This window comes from Aeromonas sp. QDB39, from assembly GCF_027707585.1.
In the GTDB taxonomy this organism is placed as follows: Bacteria; Pseudomonadota; Gammaproteobacteria; order Enterobacterales; family Aeromonadaceae; genus Aeromonas; species Aeromonas hydrophila.
The window spans coordinates 17,982-33,215 of the sequence record NZ_JAPCIV010000047.1; the positions used below are offsets into that span (position 1 = coordinate 17,982).

General features: G+C 61.9%; 16 protein-coding genes. 10 read left to right on the top strand and 6 right to left on the bottom strand.

Annotated elements, in window-relative coordinates; genetic code table 11:
* Positions 1–69: 69 nt before the first annotated feature.
* The 4 genes from nrdD (at position 70) to PG899_RS21020 (ending at position 3,565) form a co-directional block, all read left to right on the top strand.
* Positions 70–2,187 carry an anaerobic ribonucleoside-triphosphate reductase gene (gene nrdD, locus PG899_RS21005; protein ID WP_016349909.1) on the top strand — a complete coding sequence of 706 codons (2,118 nt, stop codon included), beginning with the start codon at positions 70–72 and terminating at the stop codon, positions 2,185–2,187.
* 96 nt (positions 2,188–2,283) lie between these two features.
* Positions 2,284–2,793 carry an anaerobic ribonucleoside-triphosphate reductase-activating protein gene (gene nrdG / locus PG899_RS21010; protein ID WP_077096223.1) on the top strand — a complete coding sequence of 170 codons (510 nt, stop codon included), beginning with the start codon at positions 2,284–2,286 and terminating at the stop codon, positions 2,791–2,793.
* Between the two features lie 64 nt (positions 2,794–2,857).
* Positions 2,858–3,028 (top strand): YqaE/Pmp3 family membrane protein, encoded by a 171-nt coding sequence (locus PG899_RS21015; protein ID WP_005303354.1) that lies wholly within the window; start codon positions 2,858–2,860, stop codon positions 3,026–3,028.
* 144 nt (positions 3,029–3,172) lie between these two features.
* The gene (locus PG899_RS21020; RefSeq protein ID WP_077096222.1) at positions 3,173–3,565 is read left to right on the top strand and encodes an energy transducer TonB; all 393 of its coding nucleotides are present in this window, start codon (positions 3,173–3,175) and stop codon (positions 3,563–3,565) included.
* A 31-nt stretch (positions 3,566–3,596) separates the two neighbouring features.
* On the opposite strand, the gene PG899_RS21025 is transcribed toward PG899_RS21020, so the two are convergent.
* The 5 genes from PG899_RS21025 to slyA all read right to left on the bottom strand — a co-directional run bounded on the left by PG899_RS21025 (position 3,597) and on the right by slyA (position 7,556).
* Positions 3,597–3,956 carry an MliC family protein gene (locus PG899_RS21025; RefSeq protein WP_077096221.1) on the bottom strand — a complete coding sequence of 120 codons (360 nt, stop codon included), beginning with the start codon at positions 3,954–3,956 and terminating at the stop codon, positions 3,597–3,599.
* 127 nt (positions 3,957–4,083) lie between these two features.
* Entirely contained in the window at positions 4,084–4,845 is a 762-nt protein-coding gene (locus PG899_RS21030; RefSeq protein WP_029301550.1) for a substrate-binding periplasmic protein, read from the bottom strand.
* Between the two features lie 141 nt (positions 4,846–4,986).
* On the bottom strand, positions 4,987–6,015 hold the full coding sequence (locus PG899_RS21035) for a DUF2955 domain-containing protein (RefSeq protein WP_077096220.1): 1,029 nt from the start codon (positions 6,013–6,015) through the stop codon (positions 4,987–4,989).
* A gap of 10 nt (positions 6,016–6,025) precedes the next feature.
* Complete coding sequence (locus tag PG899_RS21040) at positions 6,026–7,081, bottom strand: HlyD family secretion protein (protein WP_073349270.1); 1,056 nt, start codon at positions 7,079–7,081, stop codon at positions 6,026–6,028.
* 1 nt (position 7,082) lies between these two features.
* On the bottom strand, positions 7,083–7,556 hold the full coding sequence (gene slyA / locus PG899_RS21045) for a transcriptional regulator SlyA (protein WP_077096219.1): 474 nt from the start codon (positions 7,554–7,556) through the stop codon (positions 7,083–7,085).
* Positions 7,557–7,875: 319 nt separating this feature from the next.
* Between slyA and PG899_RS21050 the strand changes: the two genes are divergently transcribed.
* The 6 genes from PG899_RS21050 to PG899_RS21075 all read left to right on the top strand — a co-directional run bounded on the left by PG899_RS21050 (position 7,876) and on the right by PG899_RS21075 (position 14,636).
* Entirely contained in the window at positions 7,876–8,067 is a 192-nt protein-coding gene (locus PG899_RS21050; protein WP_073349272.1) for a hypothetical protein, read from the top strand.
* A 544-nt stretch (positions 8,068–8,611) separates the two neighbouring features.
* Positions 8,612–9,919, top strand: a complete 1,308-nt coding sequence (locus tag PG899_RS21055) for a 2-hydroxycarboxylate transporter family protein (protein WP_077096218.1) — start codon at positions 8,612–8,614, stop codon at positions 9,917–9,919.
* Between the two features lie 11 nt (positions 9,920–9,930).
* A complete protein-coding gene (locus tag PG899_RS21060) occupies positions 9,931–11,481 on the top strand; it encodes an NAD-dependent malic enzyme (RefSeq protein WP_190283704.1) in 1,551 nt (516 codons plus the stop codon).
* A 17-nt stretch (positions 11,482–11,498) separates the two neighbouring features.
* Positions 11,499–13,067 (top strand): ATP-binding protein, encoded by a 1,569-nt coding sequence (locus PG899_RS21065; RefSeq protein ID WP_077096217.1) that lies wholly within the window; start codon positions 11,499–11,501, stop codon positions 13,065–13,067.
* A 3-nt stretch (positions 13,068–13,070) separates the two neighbouring features.
* The gene (locus PG899_RS21070; protein ID WP_011705161.1) at positions 13,071–13,763 is read left to right on the top strand and encodes a response regulator; all 693 of its coding nucleotides are present in this window, start codon (positions 13,071–13,073) and stop codon (positions 13,761–13,763) included.
* 312 nt (positions 13,764–14,075) lie between these two features.
* Entirely contained in the window at positions 14,076–14,636 is a 561-nt protein-coding gene (locus PG899_RS21075) for a hypothetical protein (protein ID WP_124252991.1), read from the top strand.
* Positions 14,637–14,709: 73 nt separating this feature from the next.
* Here PG899_RS21075 and PG899_RS21080 read toward each other — a convergent pair whose 3' ends face one another.
* Positions 14,710–15,126, bottom strand: a complete 417-nt coding sequence (locus PG899_RS21080) for a DUF6979 family protein (protein ID WP_270697631.1) — start codon at positions 15,124–15,126, stop codon at positions 14,710–14,712.
* Positions 15,127–15,234 lie beyond the last annotated feature (108 nt).

Consider the following 15,234-nt stretch of genomic DNA (forward strand, 5'->3'; position numbering starts at 1 on the left):
GCGTGGAGAAGGGGGCCAAACAAGGGTAAGCCGAGGGCGAGAGCCTGGCCTTTTTAACGGGGAAAATCCATGAAACCGGTTGTGATCAAACGTGATGGATGTCGCGCACCATTCAATGCCCAGCTGATTGCCGAGGCGGTGGGCCGAGCGGCAGAAGCGGTCAATCAGGCCAGTCCGGCGCTGGCCGAGCGCATTGCCGCCGCCGTCACCCAGGAGCTGGAAGGACGAGGGGAAGTGGACATCCACGAGATCCAGAACCGGGTCGAGAACCACCTGATGGCCTCCGACGACAAGGCCATCGCCCGTGCCTACATCGAATACCGTCACGACCGGGATCAGGCCCGCGAGGCGCGCGGCCGGCTGGCTCAGGAGATCCGCGGCCTGGTGGAGCAGACCAACGCGGCCCTGCTCAACGAGAACGCCAACAAGGATTCCAAGGTGATCCCGACCCAGCGTGACCTGCTGGCGGGCATCGTTGCCAAGCACTACGCCACCAGCCACATGCTGCCCCGCGATGTGGTACAGGCCCACGAGAGCGGCGATCTGCACTTCCACGATCTCGACTACTCCCCCTTCTTCCCCATGTTCAACTGCATGTTGATCGACCTGAAGGGGATGCTGACCCACGGCTTCAAGATGGGCAACGCGGAGATCGACACTCCCAAGTCCATCAGCACCGCCACCGCGGTCACGGCCCAGATCATCGCCCAGGTGGCGAGCCACATCTATGGCGGCACCACCATCAACCGCATCGACGAAGTGCTGGCCCCCTATGTGACCATCAGCTGGGAGAAGCACCGGGAAGTGGCGCTGGAGTGGGGCATCAGCGATGTGGATGCCTACGCCATGGCCCGCACCGAGAAGGAGTGTTACGACGCCTTCCAGTCACTGGAGTACGAGGTCAACACCCTGCACACCGCCAATGGTCAGACCCCGTTCGTCACCTTCGGCTTTGGCCTCGGCGACAGCTGGCAGTCACGCCTGATCCAGCGCGCCATCTTGAGCAACCGCATCGCCGGCCTTGGCAAGAACAAGAAGACCGCCGTGTTCCCGAAACTGGTGTTCGCCATCAAGGATGGCCTCAACCACAAACAGGGTGATCCCAACTACGACATCAAGCAGCTGGCGCTGGAGTGCGCCTCCAAGCGGATGTACCCGGACATCCTCAACTACGACCAGGTGGTCAAGGTGACCGGCTCCTTCAAGACTCCCATGGGCTGCCGCTCCTTCCTCGGTGCCTACGAGGAGCACGGCGAGCTGGTCCACGAAGGGCGCAACAACTTAGGTGTGGTGAGCCTCAACCTGCCGCGCATCGCCCTGAAATCCCGCGATGAAGCGGATTTCTGGGACAAGCTGGACGCCGCCTTGCGGGTAGCCAAGACCGCACTGATGTACCGCATCAAGCGCCTCGACGGGGTCAAGGCCCGGGTCGCGCCCATCCTCTACATGGAAGGGGCCTGCGGGGTACGCCTGAAGGCGGACGACAACGTCAGCGAGATCTTCAAGCACGGTCGCGCCTCCATTTCGCTTGGCTACATCGGGGTACACGAGACCATCAACGCCCTGTTTGGCGACCAGGTGCACCTGTTTGACAGCGCCGAACTGCAGCAGAAGGCCATCGCCATCATTGCGCGCCTCAAGGCGGCCACCGACGAGTGGAAGGAGGAGACCGGCTACGGTTTCAGCCTCTACTCCACCCCGAGCGAGAACCTCTGCTCCCGCTTCTGCCGCATCGACGCCAAGGAGTTTGGCGTGGTGGCGGGGGTGACCGACAAGGGCTACTACACCAACAGCTTCCACCTCGACGTGGAGAAGCAGGTCAACCCGTACGACAAGCTGGACTTCGAGGCGCCCTATCCGCCCATCGCCAGTGGCGGCTTCATCTGCTACGGCGAGTACCCCAACATCCAGCACAATCTGGAAGCGCTGGAGAACGTCTGGGACTACAGCTATGACAAGGTGCCCTACTACGGAACCAACACCCCCATCGACGAGTGCTACGACTGCGGCTTCACCGGTGAGTTCGAGTGCACCTCCAAGGGCTTCACCTGCCCGCGTTGCGGCAACCACGACCCGGCCAAGGTGTCGGTGACCCGCCGCGTCTGCGGTTACCTCGGCAGCCCGGATGCGCGCCCCTTCAATGCGGGCAAGCAGGAAGAGGTGAAGCGCCGCGTCAAACATATGTAAGTGCGGTAACGATGAAGCGCTGGCCCCTGTTGCAAGGGGCCATTTTCATGGGGTGGCGACCGTTTGCACACCCATGAAGGAGGCAGGAAACAAGCGATGCACTACCACCAATACTACCCGGTCGATGTGATCAACGGCCCCGGCACCCGCGCCACCCTGTTCGTCTCGGGCTGCGAACATCAGTGCCCCGGCTGCTACAACCAGAGCACCTGGCGGCTAGACGGCGGCAAGCCGTTTGACGAGGCGATGAGCGATCGCGTCATCGCGGATCTCAACGACACGCGCATCAAGCGGCGCGGACTGTCGCTCTCCGGCGGCGATCCACTCCACCCCGCCAACGTGCCTCAGGTGCTGGCGCTGGTGCGGCGGGTGCGCGCCGAGTGCCCCGGCAAGGACATCTGGTGCTGGACCGGCTATCTGCTTGGCGAGCTCAGCCCGGCCCAGCGCGAGCTGGTGGCCTTGCTGGACGTGCTGGTGGATGGCAAGTTCGAGAAGGGGCTGGCGGATCCCGGCCTGCTCTGGCGCGGCAGCAGCAATCAGGTCATCCACGACCTCAACGCCTGGCGGGAAGGGGGTGAGCGCATTCCCTGTCTGGTTTGCAGTTGAAGCCAGGGATGTTTATGGTTAGCCCATTGCCATCCCTGTGACATCGTTGACGAGGAAATCCGAGATGAACAATCTGCTCAAGATCCTGCTGGCCATCTTTCTGCCCCCGGTCTGTGCCTTTCTTCAGGTGGGCTTCAGCCTGCATTTTCTGATCAACATAGTGCTGACCCTGCTCGGTGGCCTGCCCGGCATGGTGCATGCGCTCTGGCTGGTGGTGAGCGACAAGCGCGGCTGACGCTGAGCCGCTTTGCCAAAAGCCACCACGATGGGGTTGGCTTTTTTTATGCTGCTCAAACGGGTTCCGATTGTTACAGTAATGGGCCGGCAACCCTGCCGGAGAGGGGTGACCCCTCTGATCGGACTCAACAAGGAGTGTTGAATGGGTTTGAAGGTCTTGCTGCTGGGCACTGTGTTCGGTCTGATGGGGGGCTGTGCCAGCCCCAGTCCCACCGTGAAACTGAACCAGCCGCCGCTGGAGGTGACCATGGCCGAGCTTGGCAAATACTGGGTGCAGGATGGCGAGGTGCCCCCGTTTGAACCGGTGGGCGGCGCGCCAGCCAAGCTGCCTGTCAAGGGCTATGTGGAGATCCGTTATCTCATCGACTCCAACGGCAATCTGTTCAGCCCAGAGATTGTGGCCTCGGAGCCGCCCGGGGTGCTGAACCTGATCGCCCTGTCGGGGCTGGCCAAGACCCGCTATCGCGTGTCGGAGCAGAACCCGCAGGCCATTCCGGTGCGAGTGGTGGGTCGCTACGAGATTGAAGTGGAGTAATGAGCAACCCCGGCCTGGCCGGGGTTGCTGTTTACTGCTGCTTGCAGTCGTTGTAGACGCTCTGCCACTCGCCATCCTTGTCGCGCATCTCGACAAAGCCTTCATCTCCCTTGTTCCACCAGATGGCCTCATGGTCGTCGGTGTAGCGGGCGCCGGAGGCGGAAACGCTCTGTGGCAGGGTGTAATCCTTGCCGTCTGGCAGCGCCAGCTTGACGAAGTTCAGGCTCTGATCGGAGAGGGCGAAGTAGCGTACCTGCACCCGTTGGCCCTGTTCACACAGATAGGTGACGGGATCGCCACCGGTCACGCTCAGGGTGCCGGCGCCGCGTTCGCAGCCGCTCAGCAGGGTCAGGCTCGCGATGCCCAGCAGCAGAAGGTTGGCGTGCTTCATGTTGATTCTCCATCGGTGTCATCCGGGCGTGATCCTAACAGCTTGCCAAAGGGGCGCAATGCGCCTCGACCCGGCTTGCGTCGATATGCGTCCATGGGCGTCAAAAGAAGCGCTAATGAGCCGCGGCTCAATGCAGGCCGAGTCTGGCCTCGAAGGCGCGCACCAGTGCCTCGTAGGTGCCGTTGTTGCGGATCTTCTGCAGCCCCTCCTCGAAGCGCTTGGCCATCGCCTCACCCTGAGGGTGGGCGCGAGAGAAGGCGAGCCAGAAACCGTCGGTGGAGATCTTGCCCACCTTGACCACCTTCCCGCTCAGCTGTTTTTGCTGGATCTTGAGGTAGCCCGGCATCTCGTTCATCAGGATGTAGTCGACCCGGCCGCGCACCAGCATCTCGATGATCTGGGCGTCGGACTTGGCCTGGAAGCGGGTGATCCTGGGGTTTTCCATGAAGTCGGTGGGGTAGGTGTAGCCAAGGGTGATGCCCACCGTCTTCTGTTCCAGCGAGGTGAGCTTGAGATCCCGGCGCGGTTCGCGGGCCAGGGCGAAGATGGCGAGATCCTCCTCGAACATGGGGGTCTCGTGCCAGAAGTACTGGTAGCGGTTCTCCTCGGTGATGGTGGCATCGAAGCAGCCGAGCACCTTGTCGCTGCGTGCCTCGTACATGCAGCGGGCGAAGGGGATGGTACGAAACTCGACGTCGACTCCCTCGGCGGCAAAGGCCGCCTTCACCAGCTCGGGGGCCAACCCCTGCGGTTGGCCGCTCTGCTTGTCGAGGGCGCAGTAGGGGGCCCAGTCATCCTCGGCGGCAATGAGCACCTGCTCTGCCCGGGCACAGGTCATCCCCAGCAGCAGAGTGATTGCCAACCAGTGGATGTATGCTGCTCGTGCCATGGTCTCTCTCCTGTTGCCGACTGCCCTAGCAAGCATAGTTGCTGGGGCTGGCCGCAGGTGCCGCCAAACGGAAGGCAAAAAAACGCCCCGGTAGGCATAGCGGGGCGAAAGGCAGCACATCCTTGAGCTAACAACAGGGGGTCAATAACCGAACCGAGTGGCCTCGAAGCGGTTAAGCAGTCGGTGGATGAGGTAACAGGCCAGCAGGGTGGCGACGATGGCAAACAAGATGCTGCTGACCCGGTAGAGGGCGCTGAACACCAGATCGTTGCCCGGCGTCAGGTATTGGCCGAACAGGATGCCGAGGGTGGTGAGGGCACCGAAGCCGACCCCGGAACCGCTCGCCTCCTTCACATGGGCATGGCTGAACAGCATGGCGCCAAGCCAGAGCATGGGGGCGACCAGCAACAGCAGTCCCGACCAGTCGTAGAGCACCAGCTGGCTGACCAGGCCGAAGCTCACCCCGAGCAGGGTGCCCATGGCCCGTTTGCGGGCATAGCTCAGGGCGCCGTCCCAGTGCATGGGGAAGAGCACCAGCAGGGTCGTGGCCTGGGCCGACATGGAGTCCCGCAGATCGAAGATCTGGAACACCATGAAGGAGAGGGTGGCGATGCTGGCGCCAAGCAGCGCCTCGTGCCGCATCCGGTGCGGTGCCTTGGGGGAGGGGGCCGGTTTGGGGCGCTCCTCCACGTCCGGGATCAATGCCGTCATCAGGTAGGCGATGAGCACCGACAGCACGCTGGCCCACAGGTTGCTGAAGATGAGGTCGTTGAGATCGGTCTGCGGGTAGCTGGCAAAGTGCAGCATGATGCTGAGACTCAACACCCCGTTGGCACCGAACAGGAACAGGCTGCCCTGCGACATGGCGGCGAAGCGGTAGAGAAACAGCAGGAAGGCGATGGGAACCATCAGACCGGGATGGCCGCCAAACAGCCCCCCCAGCAGCCCCACTTCCAGCCCGCAGACCACGGCGGCGGCGATCAGCTGGCGGGCGGCATGGCCGTTCATCACCGGCACCATGCCCAGCAGCAGCACCGGCGTGACGGTGTAGAAGACGCCGTAGTTCCAGCCAAACAGCTTGCAGAGCAGAAAGCCGGTGGTGCTGCCAAAGGCGATGCGCAGGCATTGGCGCAGTTCGTTGGCGGTGAGGGGCCTGTGCCACAAAGTCATTGCCGTCACCTCAGTAGATGTAGTGCAGCAGGCTGAGCAGGCGGATCTGGGCGCGGGCCAGCAGTCCGGTCAGGGCGTTGTCGGGCAGCAGCTGCACGGTGGCGCGGGCACCGGCCGGCAGATGGGCGGGCAGCTGTTCCAGCGCCAGGTGCAGGCGCAGACGCTGGGCGTCGCGCACCCAGCGATCCGACTCGGTGGGGCTGGCCAAGAGGCCGTTGGCATCGAACTGGCCGGCGCTGACCCCGGCATCCAGGCTGGTGACCCGGGCCTGATAGAGGCGACCCGGCTCACCATCGAAGGCGACCAGTGCCTGGCTGTCCTGATTGACGTGACGGAGGCTCTTCTCGCGAAAATCGGCGATCACGTCCACCTGCTCGGAGACCAGCGCCAGCAGCGGTGCACCCGCCGCGGCGAAGCTGCCCGGCTTGAGCTGCAGGTTGGTGATGATGCCGTCCTGGCTGGCGTGAACCCGGCTGTAGGCGAGGTTGAGCTCGGCCTGGGCGAGACGGTTGCGGGCCTGGCGCAGCAGCAGGTTGTCATCGCCGGGCAGACCACGGTTGACCCGGGCCTGGGTCATGCGGGCCTTGCTGGCCAGCAGGTTGGCCTGGGCGGTGCGAAACGCGCTGTCGGCGTCATCCTTCTGCTGTTCGGAGACCATGTGGCGGCGATAGAGGGCGTCGATGCGCTCGGCCTCCCGCAGCTTGAGGGCAGCCTGGGTCTGCAGCGAACTGAAGTCGGCGCTGGCGGCATTGAGGGTGGCATCGAGCTGGCGATTCTGCTGCTCGGCCTGGGCCAGGGCGAGGCGGGCCTGCTCCACCGCGAGTTCAAAGGGGGCGGGATCGAGCACGAACAGCAGGTCGCCCTGCTTGACGTGCTGGTTGTTGCCGACGGCCACCTCGACCACCTTGCCGCTGACCTGGGGCGCCATCTTGGTCACGACGCGGGTCGCCATGGCTTGCGGGGTGAGCGGCATCTTGAGGTCGGCCAGCAGGAAGTAGGCAAACACCAGTACGAAGGCGCCCATGGCCCATTTTATCCAGCGCTTGAATTGTTGATCCGGGGTCATTTCACTCTCTCTCTTCACTCTGTGCACCTATCTTGCCGAGGGCATTGGCACAGATGCGGTGCACGATATCTTCAAACTGTTCCAGCTCCCGCTGGCTGATGCCGGCGAGCAGCTCCCGGCGTATCTCCATGATGCGATCTTCAATCTGGTCGAGCAGCGCCTTGCCGGCCGGGGTCAGGGTGACGATGCGGACCCGCTTGTCCTGACTGCAGCAGTGGCGCTCCACCAGCCCCTGCTCTTCCAGCTGGCCCAGGGTGCGCATCAGGGAGGGCAGTTCGATCTCCAGCGCTTCGGCCAGGGTCTTCTGGCTGAGGTGGCCACCGAGCCGGCTCAGCTTCCACAATGCCGTCCAGCGGGGGTGGGTGAGGCCGAGGGGGGCCAGTTCGAGATCGGCCACGGTGCGCCACAGCCGATGCAGTCGGCCGACCCGCTCGGCGAGGGACAGCTCGCGCAGCATTTCCAGATCCTTCATCATGAGGCTCTCCATTTACTTAGCTTGCTAAGCATTGTAGTTGTTTAGCAGGCTAAGTAAATAGTGTGATCGCGATCTTGTTTATGAAAATTGGAGGTAGGTTTCTTGTGGAGCTTGCTTGTTGGGTTTGAACGTCCTGTTGGCAGCCACCCGTGTCTGCCGCGAGCCAATTTGGGTGAATCATTCCCGCCATGGGCCGGTGAAATAACCAAATCATCTCACCAATCCGTGCTGAAAATAGCCTTGGAATAGCCATGGCCGATCATGTTGGTGGCAGAAAAATATTATCTGAATTCGGCAGGCTGCTTTTTATCCACTAATATTGATGGGTCAGCTAAACAGGGAGACGATAGCTGTGGAACGATATGAATCGGGTGACCCCCATTTCTCCATCGAGAGCCTGTTGGTGGAGGTGGAATATGTTGCCGATGGCCATTATGGGCTCAGCCTGGAAAGTACCGAAACCTGTCATGAATTTGACCCTGCCAATATTCCACTGTTATTAGCCGAATAGTTTTTCGGTTGGTGTCATGAGGCCGTTATCATCATCTGACGGTCTGTTGCAGGGCCCGCTTGTATCGGCTCAAACGCTCCCTGAGGCAGGCACGGCCTGCCTGGGCAGATCATCCTTGTGGGCCTCGGCGTGATCGCACGCCCACAATCTTCCAGTTGTCTCTTCCGGTCTGCGGCGGTTTATCTGATTGGGATTTACCGATCTTGAGATCGCCACTCAATCCTTGCTTGTGATCTGTCGAAATAGCATGGAGCGGGGCAAGCATGGTTTCCCATTATTGAGAAAGTATGCCGCCCATTATTTAATCGTTATTTGATAATGGCCCCATCAAGAGCCTGCTGGCATTGAGGGATGAGTGCCCACCGGTTTGATTGGCGCGGCACAATAGTGCGTCCGAATAATGCCAATGACAGGTCGGACGGCATCCTCTGCCAGCCATAACGTTTAAGAATTTAATGTTTTTATATGCCTTTGCAGACAGGCTAACCGACAGGGGCGAGAGAGATGGCTAGAGTGGCGCCACACCACACGCTGGAGCATAACAATGAAAAACCTCTCTACCCCACAGACCCGGATCGCGCTGTTTGGCGACCGACAGATTGCCGGCATGCCCATGATGATCTTCCTCGGGCTTGCCACCTGCGTACTCTTCTCGGGCTGGAACGGCTCTCTGCCACTCGGCATGGTCGGTGCGCTGGCATTGATGTTCGTGCTCGGCACCCTGCTGACCGAGCTGGGGGAGCGCATCACCCCCATCCGTGAATACCTGGGGGGCGGCACCATACTCGCCATCTTCGGCGGCGCCGCCCTGTTTGAATACCGGATCCTGCCCGTCGAGGCGGGCCAGGTGATCATCGGCTTCATGAAGGAGGGGGGCTTTCTCAACTTCTTCATCGCCAGCCTGGTAACCGGCTCGGTGTTCGGCATGAGCGGCGCCCTGCTGAAAAACGCCGCCATGCGCTACTTGCCGGTGATCCTGGGGGGCGTCGCGCTGGCGCTGCTCAGCGTCGGTATGGTGGGCGCCCTGATGGGCTATGGCTTCAAGAATGCGGTGCTGCTGATCGGTCTGCCCATCATGGGCGGCGGCATGGGGGCCGGCGCCGTGCCGCTGGTGGAGATCCTCTCCGGGCCGCTGCAGATGTCGAGCGCCGATCTGCTGTCGCGCATGGTGCCGGCGGTGGTGATCGCCAACACCCTGGCGATCCTGGTGGGGACCTTGCTGGCCCGCCTCGGTCGCCGCTACCCCTCCCTGACCGGCAACGGCAAGCTGATGATAAAAGAGAGTGCTGCTGGCGTGGCCGAAGAGAAGGTGCAGGCGCCGACCCTGGAGAGCCTGGGCCTCGGGCTCTTCATCAGCTCCAGCATGTTCGTGCTGGGCTCATTGCTCGGCAACTTCATCCCCATGCACCCATTCGCCCTGATGATCCTGGCGGTGGCCGTCATCAAGGTGAGCGGCCTGCTGCCCCGTCGTTACGAGCAGGCGGCGGCCGACTGGTATCAGTTCGTGGTCAGCAACCTGACCCCCTCCCTGCTGGTGGGGATCGGTGTCGCCTACACCAGCATCCCCGAGCTCATCAGCGCCTTCTCGGTCAGCTACTTCGTGCTGGTGCTGGTGACCGTGGTCGGCGGTGCCCTGGGGGCGGCGCTGGTGGGGCGGATGATCGGCTTCTACCCCATCGAGGCAGCCATCACCGGCGGTCTGTGCATGGCCAACATGGGAGGCACCGGCGACGTGGCCGTGCTCTCGGCGGCCCAGCGTATGACGCTGATGCCGTTTGCCCAGATCTCTTCTCGTCTCGGGGGGGCCGTCATGCTGATCCTGGCCACCCTGCTCATTTCGCTGCTGGCATAAGGAACAAGATAATGAACGACATCATGATGGGCACCAGCCTGCCCTATGCCGAACGTAAGCGACAGGGACTGATGGGGCGCATGCCTCACAAGGAGGAGTCGCTGGCCCAGCAGCGGCGCCGCATCTACCGGCTGGTTTCGGCCATGCAGAGCCCGTTTGATCAGCACCTGCTGCTGCGCCAGCTGCAGGAGGACAACCCGGTACTGTTTTACGAGCTGGTGCGCCACCATCTGCCGGAGCTGTTGCCCATCATCTACACCCCGGTGGTGGGAGAGGCGTGTCAGCGCCACAGCGACCTTTATCTGCGCAGCCACGGCCTCTATCTCTCCTGGCACGATCGGGACGAGCTGGATGACATTTTTGCGGCGGTGGAGCAGGAGGTGGACGTCATCGTCATCTCCGACGGCGAGCGGGTGCTGGGGCTCGGCGATCTCGGCATCGGCGGCATGGGGATCTGCATCGGCAAGCTGGCGCTCTACTCCGCCGCCGGCGGCATCAACCCGGCGCGCACCCTGCCGCTGTGCGTGGATGTGGGCACCAACAACCCCGAGCTGCTGGAAGATGACTCCTACCTTGGCTGGCAGGCGCCGCGGGTGGATGGCGAGCCTTACTACCAGTTCATGGACAAGGTGGTGGCCGCCATTCGTAAACGCTGGCCCGAGGTGGTGCTGCAGTTTGAAGACTTTGCCGGCAAGCATGCCGCCAATTTGCTGGCCCGCTACCGCGATGAGCTCTGCATGTTCAACGACGACATCCAGGGCACGGCGGCGGTGGCATCGGCCTGCGTGCTGGCGGGACTGCAGCAGGCGGGCAGTGTGCTTGCCGAGACCCCGGTGCTGATCGTCGGGGCTGGTTCAGCCGGCTGCGGCATCGCCGCCATGCTGGCCCAACTGGCGGGCAGCACGGCGCGGGTGCAACTGTTCGATCAGGATGGCCTGGTCTGCCAGGACCGTGCCGGGCTCACCCCGGCCCAGCAGCCGTTCGCCCGCCCGGCGGCGGAGGCGTGCCACTCCTTGGTTGCGCTCATCGAGCGGCTGCGCCCCGGGGTGCTGATCGGGGTGAGCGGTCAGGGCGGCTTGTTTGACGAGGCGGTGCTGACGGCCATGGGGGAGGTGTGCGAGCGGCCGGTGATCCTGCCGCTCTCCAACCCCACCCGCAGCGCCGAGGCGACCCCAGCCCTGGTGTGGCAGGCTACCGGCGGGCGCGCTCTGCTCGCCACCGGCAGCCCCTTCCCGCCGGTGACAGTGGACGGGGCGCCGCGAGTTGTCTCCCAGTGCAACAATGTCTATGTGTTCCCGGGTATCGGCCTCGGTGCCTGCGCGGTCAAGGCGCGGCGCATCAGCGACGGCATGTTGCGGGCGGCGGTGCAGGCGGTGGGCGCCTATCCACTGGCCGAAGGGCGGCTGCTGCCCCCTATCGAGCAGGTGGGGGAGGTGGCCCGCGCCGTGGCGAGGGCGGTGGCACTGTGTGCCCGTGCCGAGGGGCTGGCGGATTTTGCCGGTGATCCCGCACCTTTGATTGACCAGACCTGGTGGCGCCCGCACTATTGGTCCGCGTCCTGATGTTGCAAGGCTAATCGATGAAACTGCGTCACCAACTGGTCACCCTCTCCCTGGGCCTGTCACTGCTCCTGATCGTCATCCTGGGCAGCCTGCTGGCGCTTTTTATCCGCCACCTGCTGGAAGTGAACCTGGAGGAGAAGGGGGGGGATCTGGCGCGAGTGCTGGCGGCGGACCAGCGGGTGGTACAGGCGCTGGAGTGGGGGAGCGATCCGGGTCTGCGCGACTATGTGCAGGGGATCTGCAGCCGCACCGATGCCGCCTACATGGTGGTGACCGACGAGCATGCCCGCCGGCTGAGCCACCCTTCCCCGGAGCTGGTGGGCGGCCTGTTTCGTGGCGAGGATATCTGGCCCTCCCTCAACGAGCGCAGCAGTTACTGCTCCAAGGACGTGGGTACCCTGGGGCCGGCCATTCGCTGCTTCGCCCCGGTGATCGGGGCGGACGGGCGCGCCATCGGCGCCGTGGTGGTGGGCTATCTGATGCAGACGGTGGAGGGTATCTATCTGGATCGGATCGCCCTGCTCATCAGCGCCATCGGCGCCGTGCTGGGCTGCGGCCTGCTGCTGGCGCTCTGGATCCAGCATCGGCTGCGCCGCACCCTGCTGGATCTGGAGCCGGAGACCATCGTCAACCGCTTCGTGCTGCAGGAGCTGGTGCTGGAGCACATCTCGGAGGGGGTGATCGCCCTCGACAGCCACGGCCACATCCGCATGCTCAACAGCGCCGCGTTTTACCAGCTGCGCCTGCCCGGCACCGGTCGCCACTCCCTGCTTGGCCAGCCGCTGGCGGAGCTGTCGCCGCCGCTCGCCCCCGCCCTGACCCAGCTCGAGACCGAGCTCGGCTTCACCGTGCACGGCGAGTCGTTCATCGGGCGCTGGCAGGCGGTGGAGGGCAAGATCCCCGGTCGGCTGCTGATCTTCAGCCGCCCCGAGGTGACCGGCAGCCTCGGCATGCAGGTGACTCACCTGCGCCAGTATGCCGAGATGCTGCGGATGCAGACCCACGAGTTCGCCAACAAGCTCAGCAGCCTCTCCGGCCTGCTGCAGCTGGGCCACGTGGATCAGGCGGTGGAGCTCATCCAGCAGGAGAGCGAGGCGTGCCAGACCATGCTGCACGATCTGCTGCGGGCCATCGAGGACAAGCCGGTGGCCGGGCTCATCCTCGGCAAGTTCAGCCGGGCTCGCGAGCTCGGGGTGGAGCTGGTGCTGGATCCCGATTCGGCGCTGGGCGAGTACCCGGCAGCGGTGTCGGCGGATCTCATCACCCTCATCGGCAACCTGCTGGACAACGGCATCCGCGCCGCCTGGGCCCGGCGCAAGCAGTGCCCGCCACGGGTGCTCATCTCCCTCAACGACTTCGGGCGCCGGCTGGTGATCGAGGTGGAGGACAGCGGTGAGGGGGTGGACGAGGCGCTGGCGGACCATCTGTTTGATTACGGCATCAGCCGCCAGACCGGCGATCACGGTGTCGGCCTGTTCCTGGTCAAGGAGACGGTGGCCAGGCGAGGGGGTGTGATAGAATGGCGCCGCACCGCCGAACAGACGACTCTGTTCGGTATCTACTTGAATAAAAACCAATTGGTGTGATCTATGGAGCCCATTTTCACTCTGGTGATCGAGGATGACGAACGGATAGGATCCATTCTGGCCGAGCTGGTCTCCTCTACCCCCGGATTTTCCCTGCTGGGTCGGGCCGAGAGCCTGACCCAGGCCGATCTCATGATGCGCGCGGCCCAGCCACAACTGCTGCTGGTGGACATCTCGCTGCCTGACGGCTCAGGTCTCGAGTGGGTGAACCGGCTGCGCAGCCACAACCGCGAAGCCTACGTCATCATGGTGACCGCCTCCTGCGATGTGGAGACCATCCAGCAGGCCCTCAATCAGGGGGTGCAGGATTACATCATCAAACCGCTGCGGCTGTTTCGCATCCAGCAGAGCCTGGACGAGATCCTCACCCTGCACCGGCGCATCTGCGAACGCGGTTCCCTCGAGCAGAGCGACCTGGACCGGCTGATGGGCAAGGTGAGGCCCCAGGGGCGCGAGGTGCGCGACACCCCCAAGGGGATCGACGCCATCACCCTGCGCCAGGTGCTGGAGCTGCTGGCGGGCGAGCCGGACAGCGCCTTCTCCACCGACACGGTGGCGCTGCGCCTGTCCCTCAGCCGCACCACGGCGCGCCGCTATCTGGAGTATCTGGAGTCGGAGGACCGGGTGGACGTGGATCTCAACTACGGCCAGCGCGGCCGACCCGAGCGCCGCTACCACTGGCGGCGGGGCAGTTGAGCCGCATCTGTCATCATGGCTCTTCCAAAAAGCTCCGTTGAAGGCGCTTTTTGTGTCTGAATTTGCAACTCAATCCTAAACAGGGTCGTTGTTGGAGCCGATTTGTTCGTCGGCCTGGCAACCTGTGGCAATACCAGGTTGCCACAGGCTGTTTTTTGCCAAGGCTAATTCACCGTGTGTCATTAAACGATGTAACTATATCAATAAGTTATCTGCATCTTTCTCATGGATAAACAGTGGCAAGGTATATGCACTATGGTCAAAGTGGCAATGAGTGCCACTGGGTTTATCCAACCTTGAAAGGAACATCGTATGTCATCGGATGTCAGTTCAATCGGTAGCTCTTCTCTCTCTGCCTCGTACAATAACGCAGCGTCTTCCGCCAGTGCTCAACCAGCAAAACACCACCATCACCATGATCGAGAGGGTGGGGGTGATAAAATGATGGGGGATGTAAAGTCTGCATTGTCATCGCTAGGAGTGAACGTCGATACCTCTAATAGCGATACAAAGTCAGCGCTATCATCTTTCATGCACAATTTGATGGGGGCTGTACGAGGTGCCTCTGGAAAAGAGGACGGTAATGATAATGACGGCGACGAAAGTGGCCAAGCACAAGCAGTCTCTTTGCAATCGAGTAGTGGTAGTAATTCTATGAAGCAGGGGCTTGATACACTGATATCAGCATTGAGTAACGGCAACAGCTCTGACCCTGTTTTAAATACACTGCAGGATCAATTCAATTCGATTGTTGGCAGTGGTGCAGGCCAAAATGGTAACAAGGTATCACTTCAGGATTTTTTGAGTTCACTGGAAAGCAAGTTGCCTCAAGAATCCCCTGGTAGCGGATACATGGTTGATACGACGGCATAAGACAGGTCATTTATGACCTTGTTCGATATTGGAGGCTGCGGCCTCCAATTTTATGGGTTGATTGTGTTTTTGCCTATATGGAATCAACAGTCTTTTTTATTATCAGCTCTTTTTTCCAAAGAGCTAAAACCACATCCATCTGGCCATTGTGCACAATCTCTTTTCCAACTTTCCTCATTACCATATCCCAAAGTTGTACTGCGCTAGGTAATTCAGTATGTTGAGCTTCATAGTGTTGAAGAACACGTATTGCTTTGACAGCATAGTTTCCACTTTGAATCACACGCGAATAACGCCGTCTCGATATGCCTCGTACCAGGCCTTCACTGCACAATCCCAAGAATGCCCCTTTTGGACACCCCTTTAACTGAGCTGACTGGCTTGAGGGATAGTGCTCTTGTGCTGCAAGTACCCAGGCGTCACAGGGATTATATTGGTCATCTGATTTACACATCAACACTGCCTTAATTGCCACGTCCCCATACCCCATCCAATCCTCCTATCAAGATGAAGGGGCCAAAGGCTGTCTCTTGATCAGATCTTGATCCCCTGCGCCATCAGATCCTTGGCGGCAAGAAAACCCTCCATTTTACTTTGC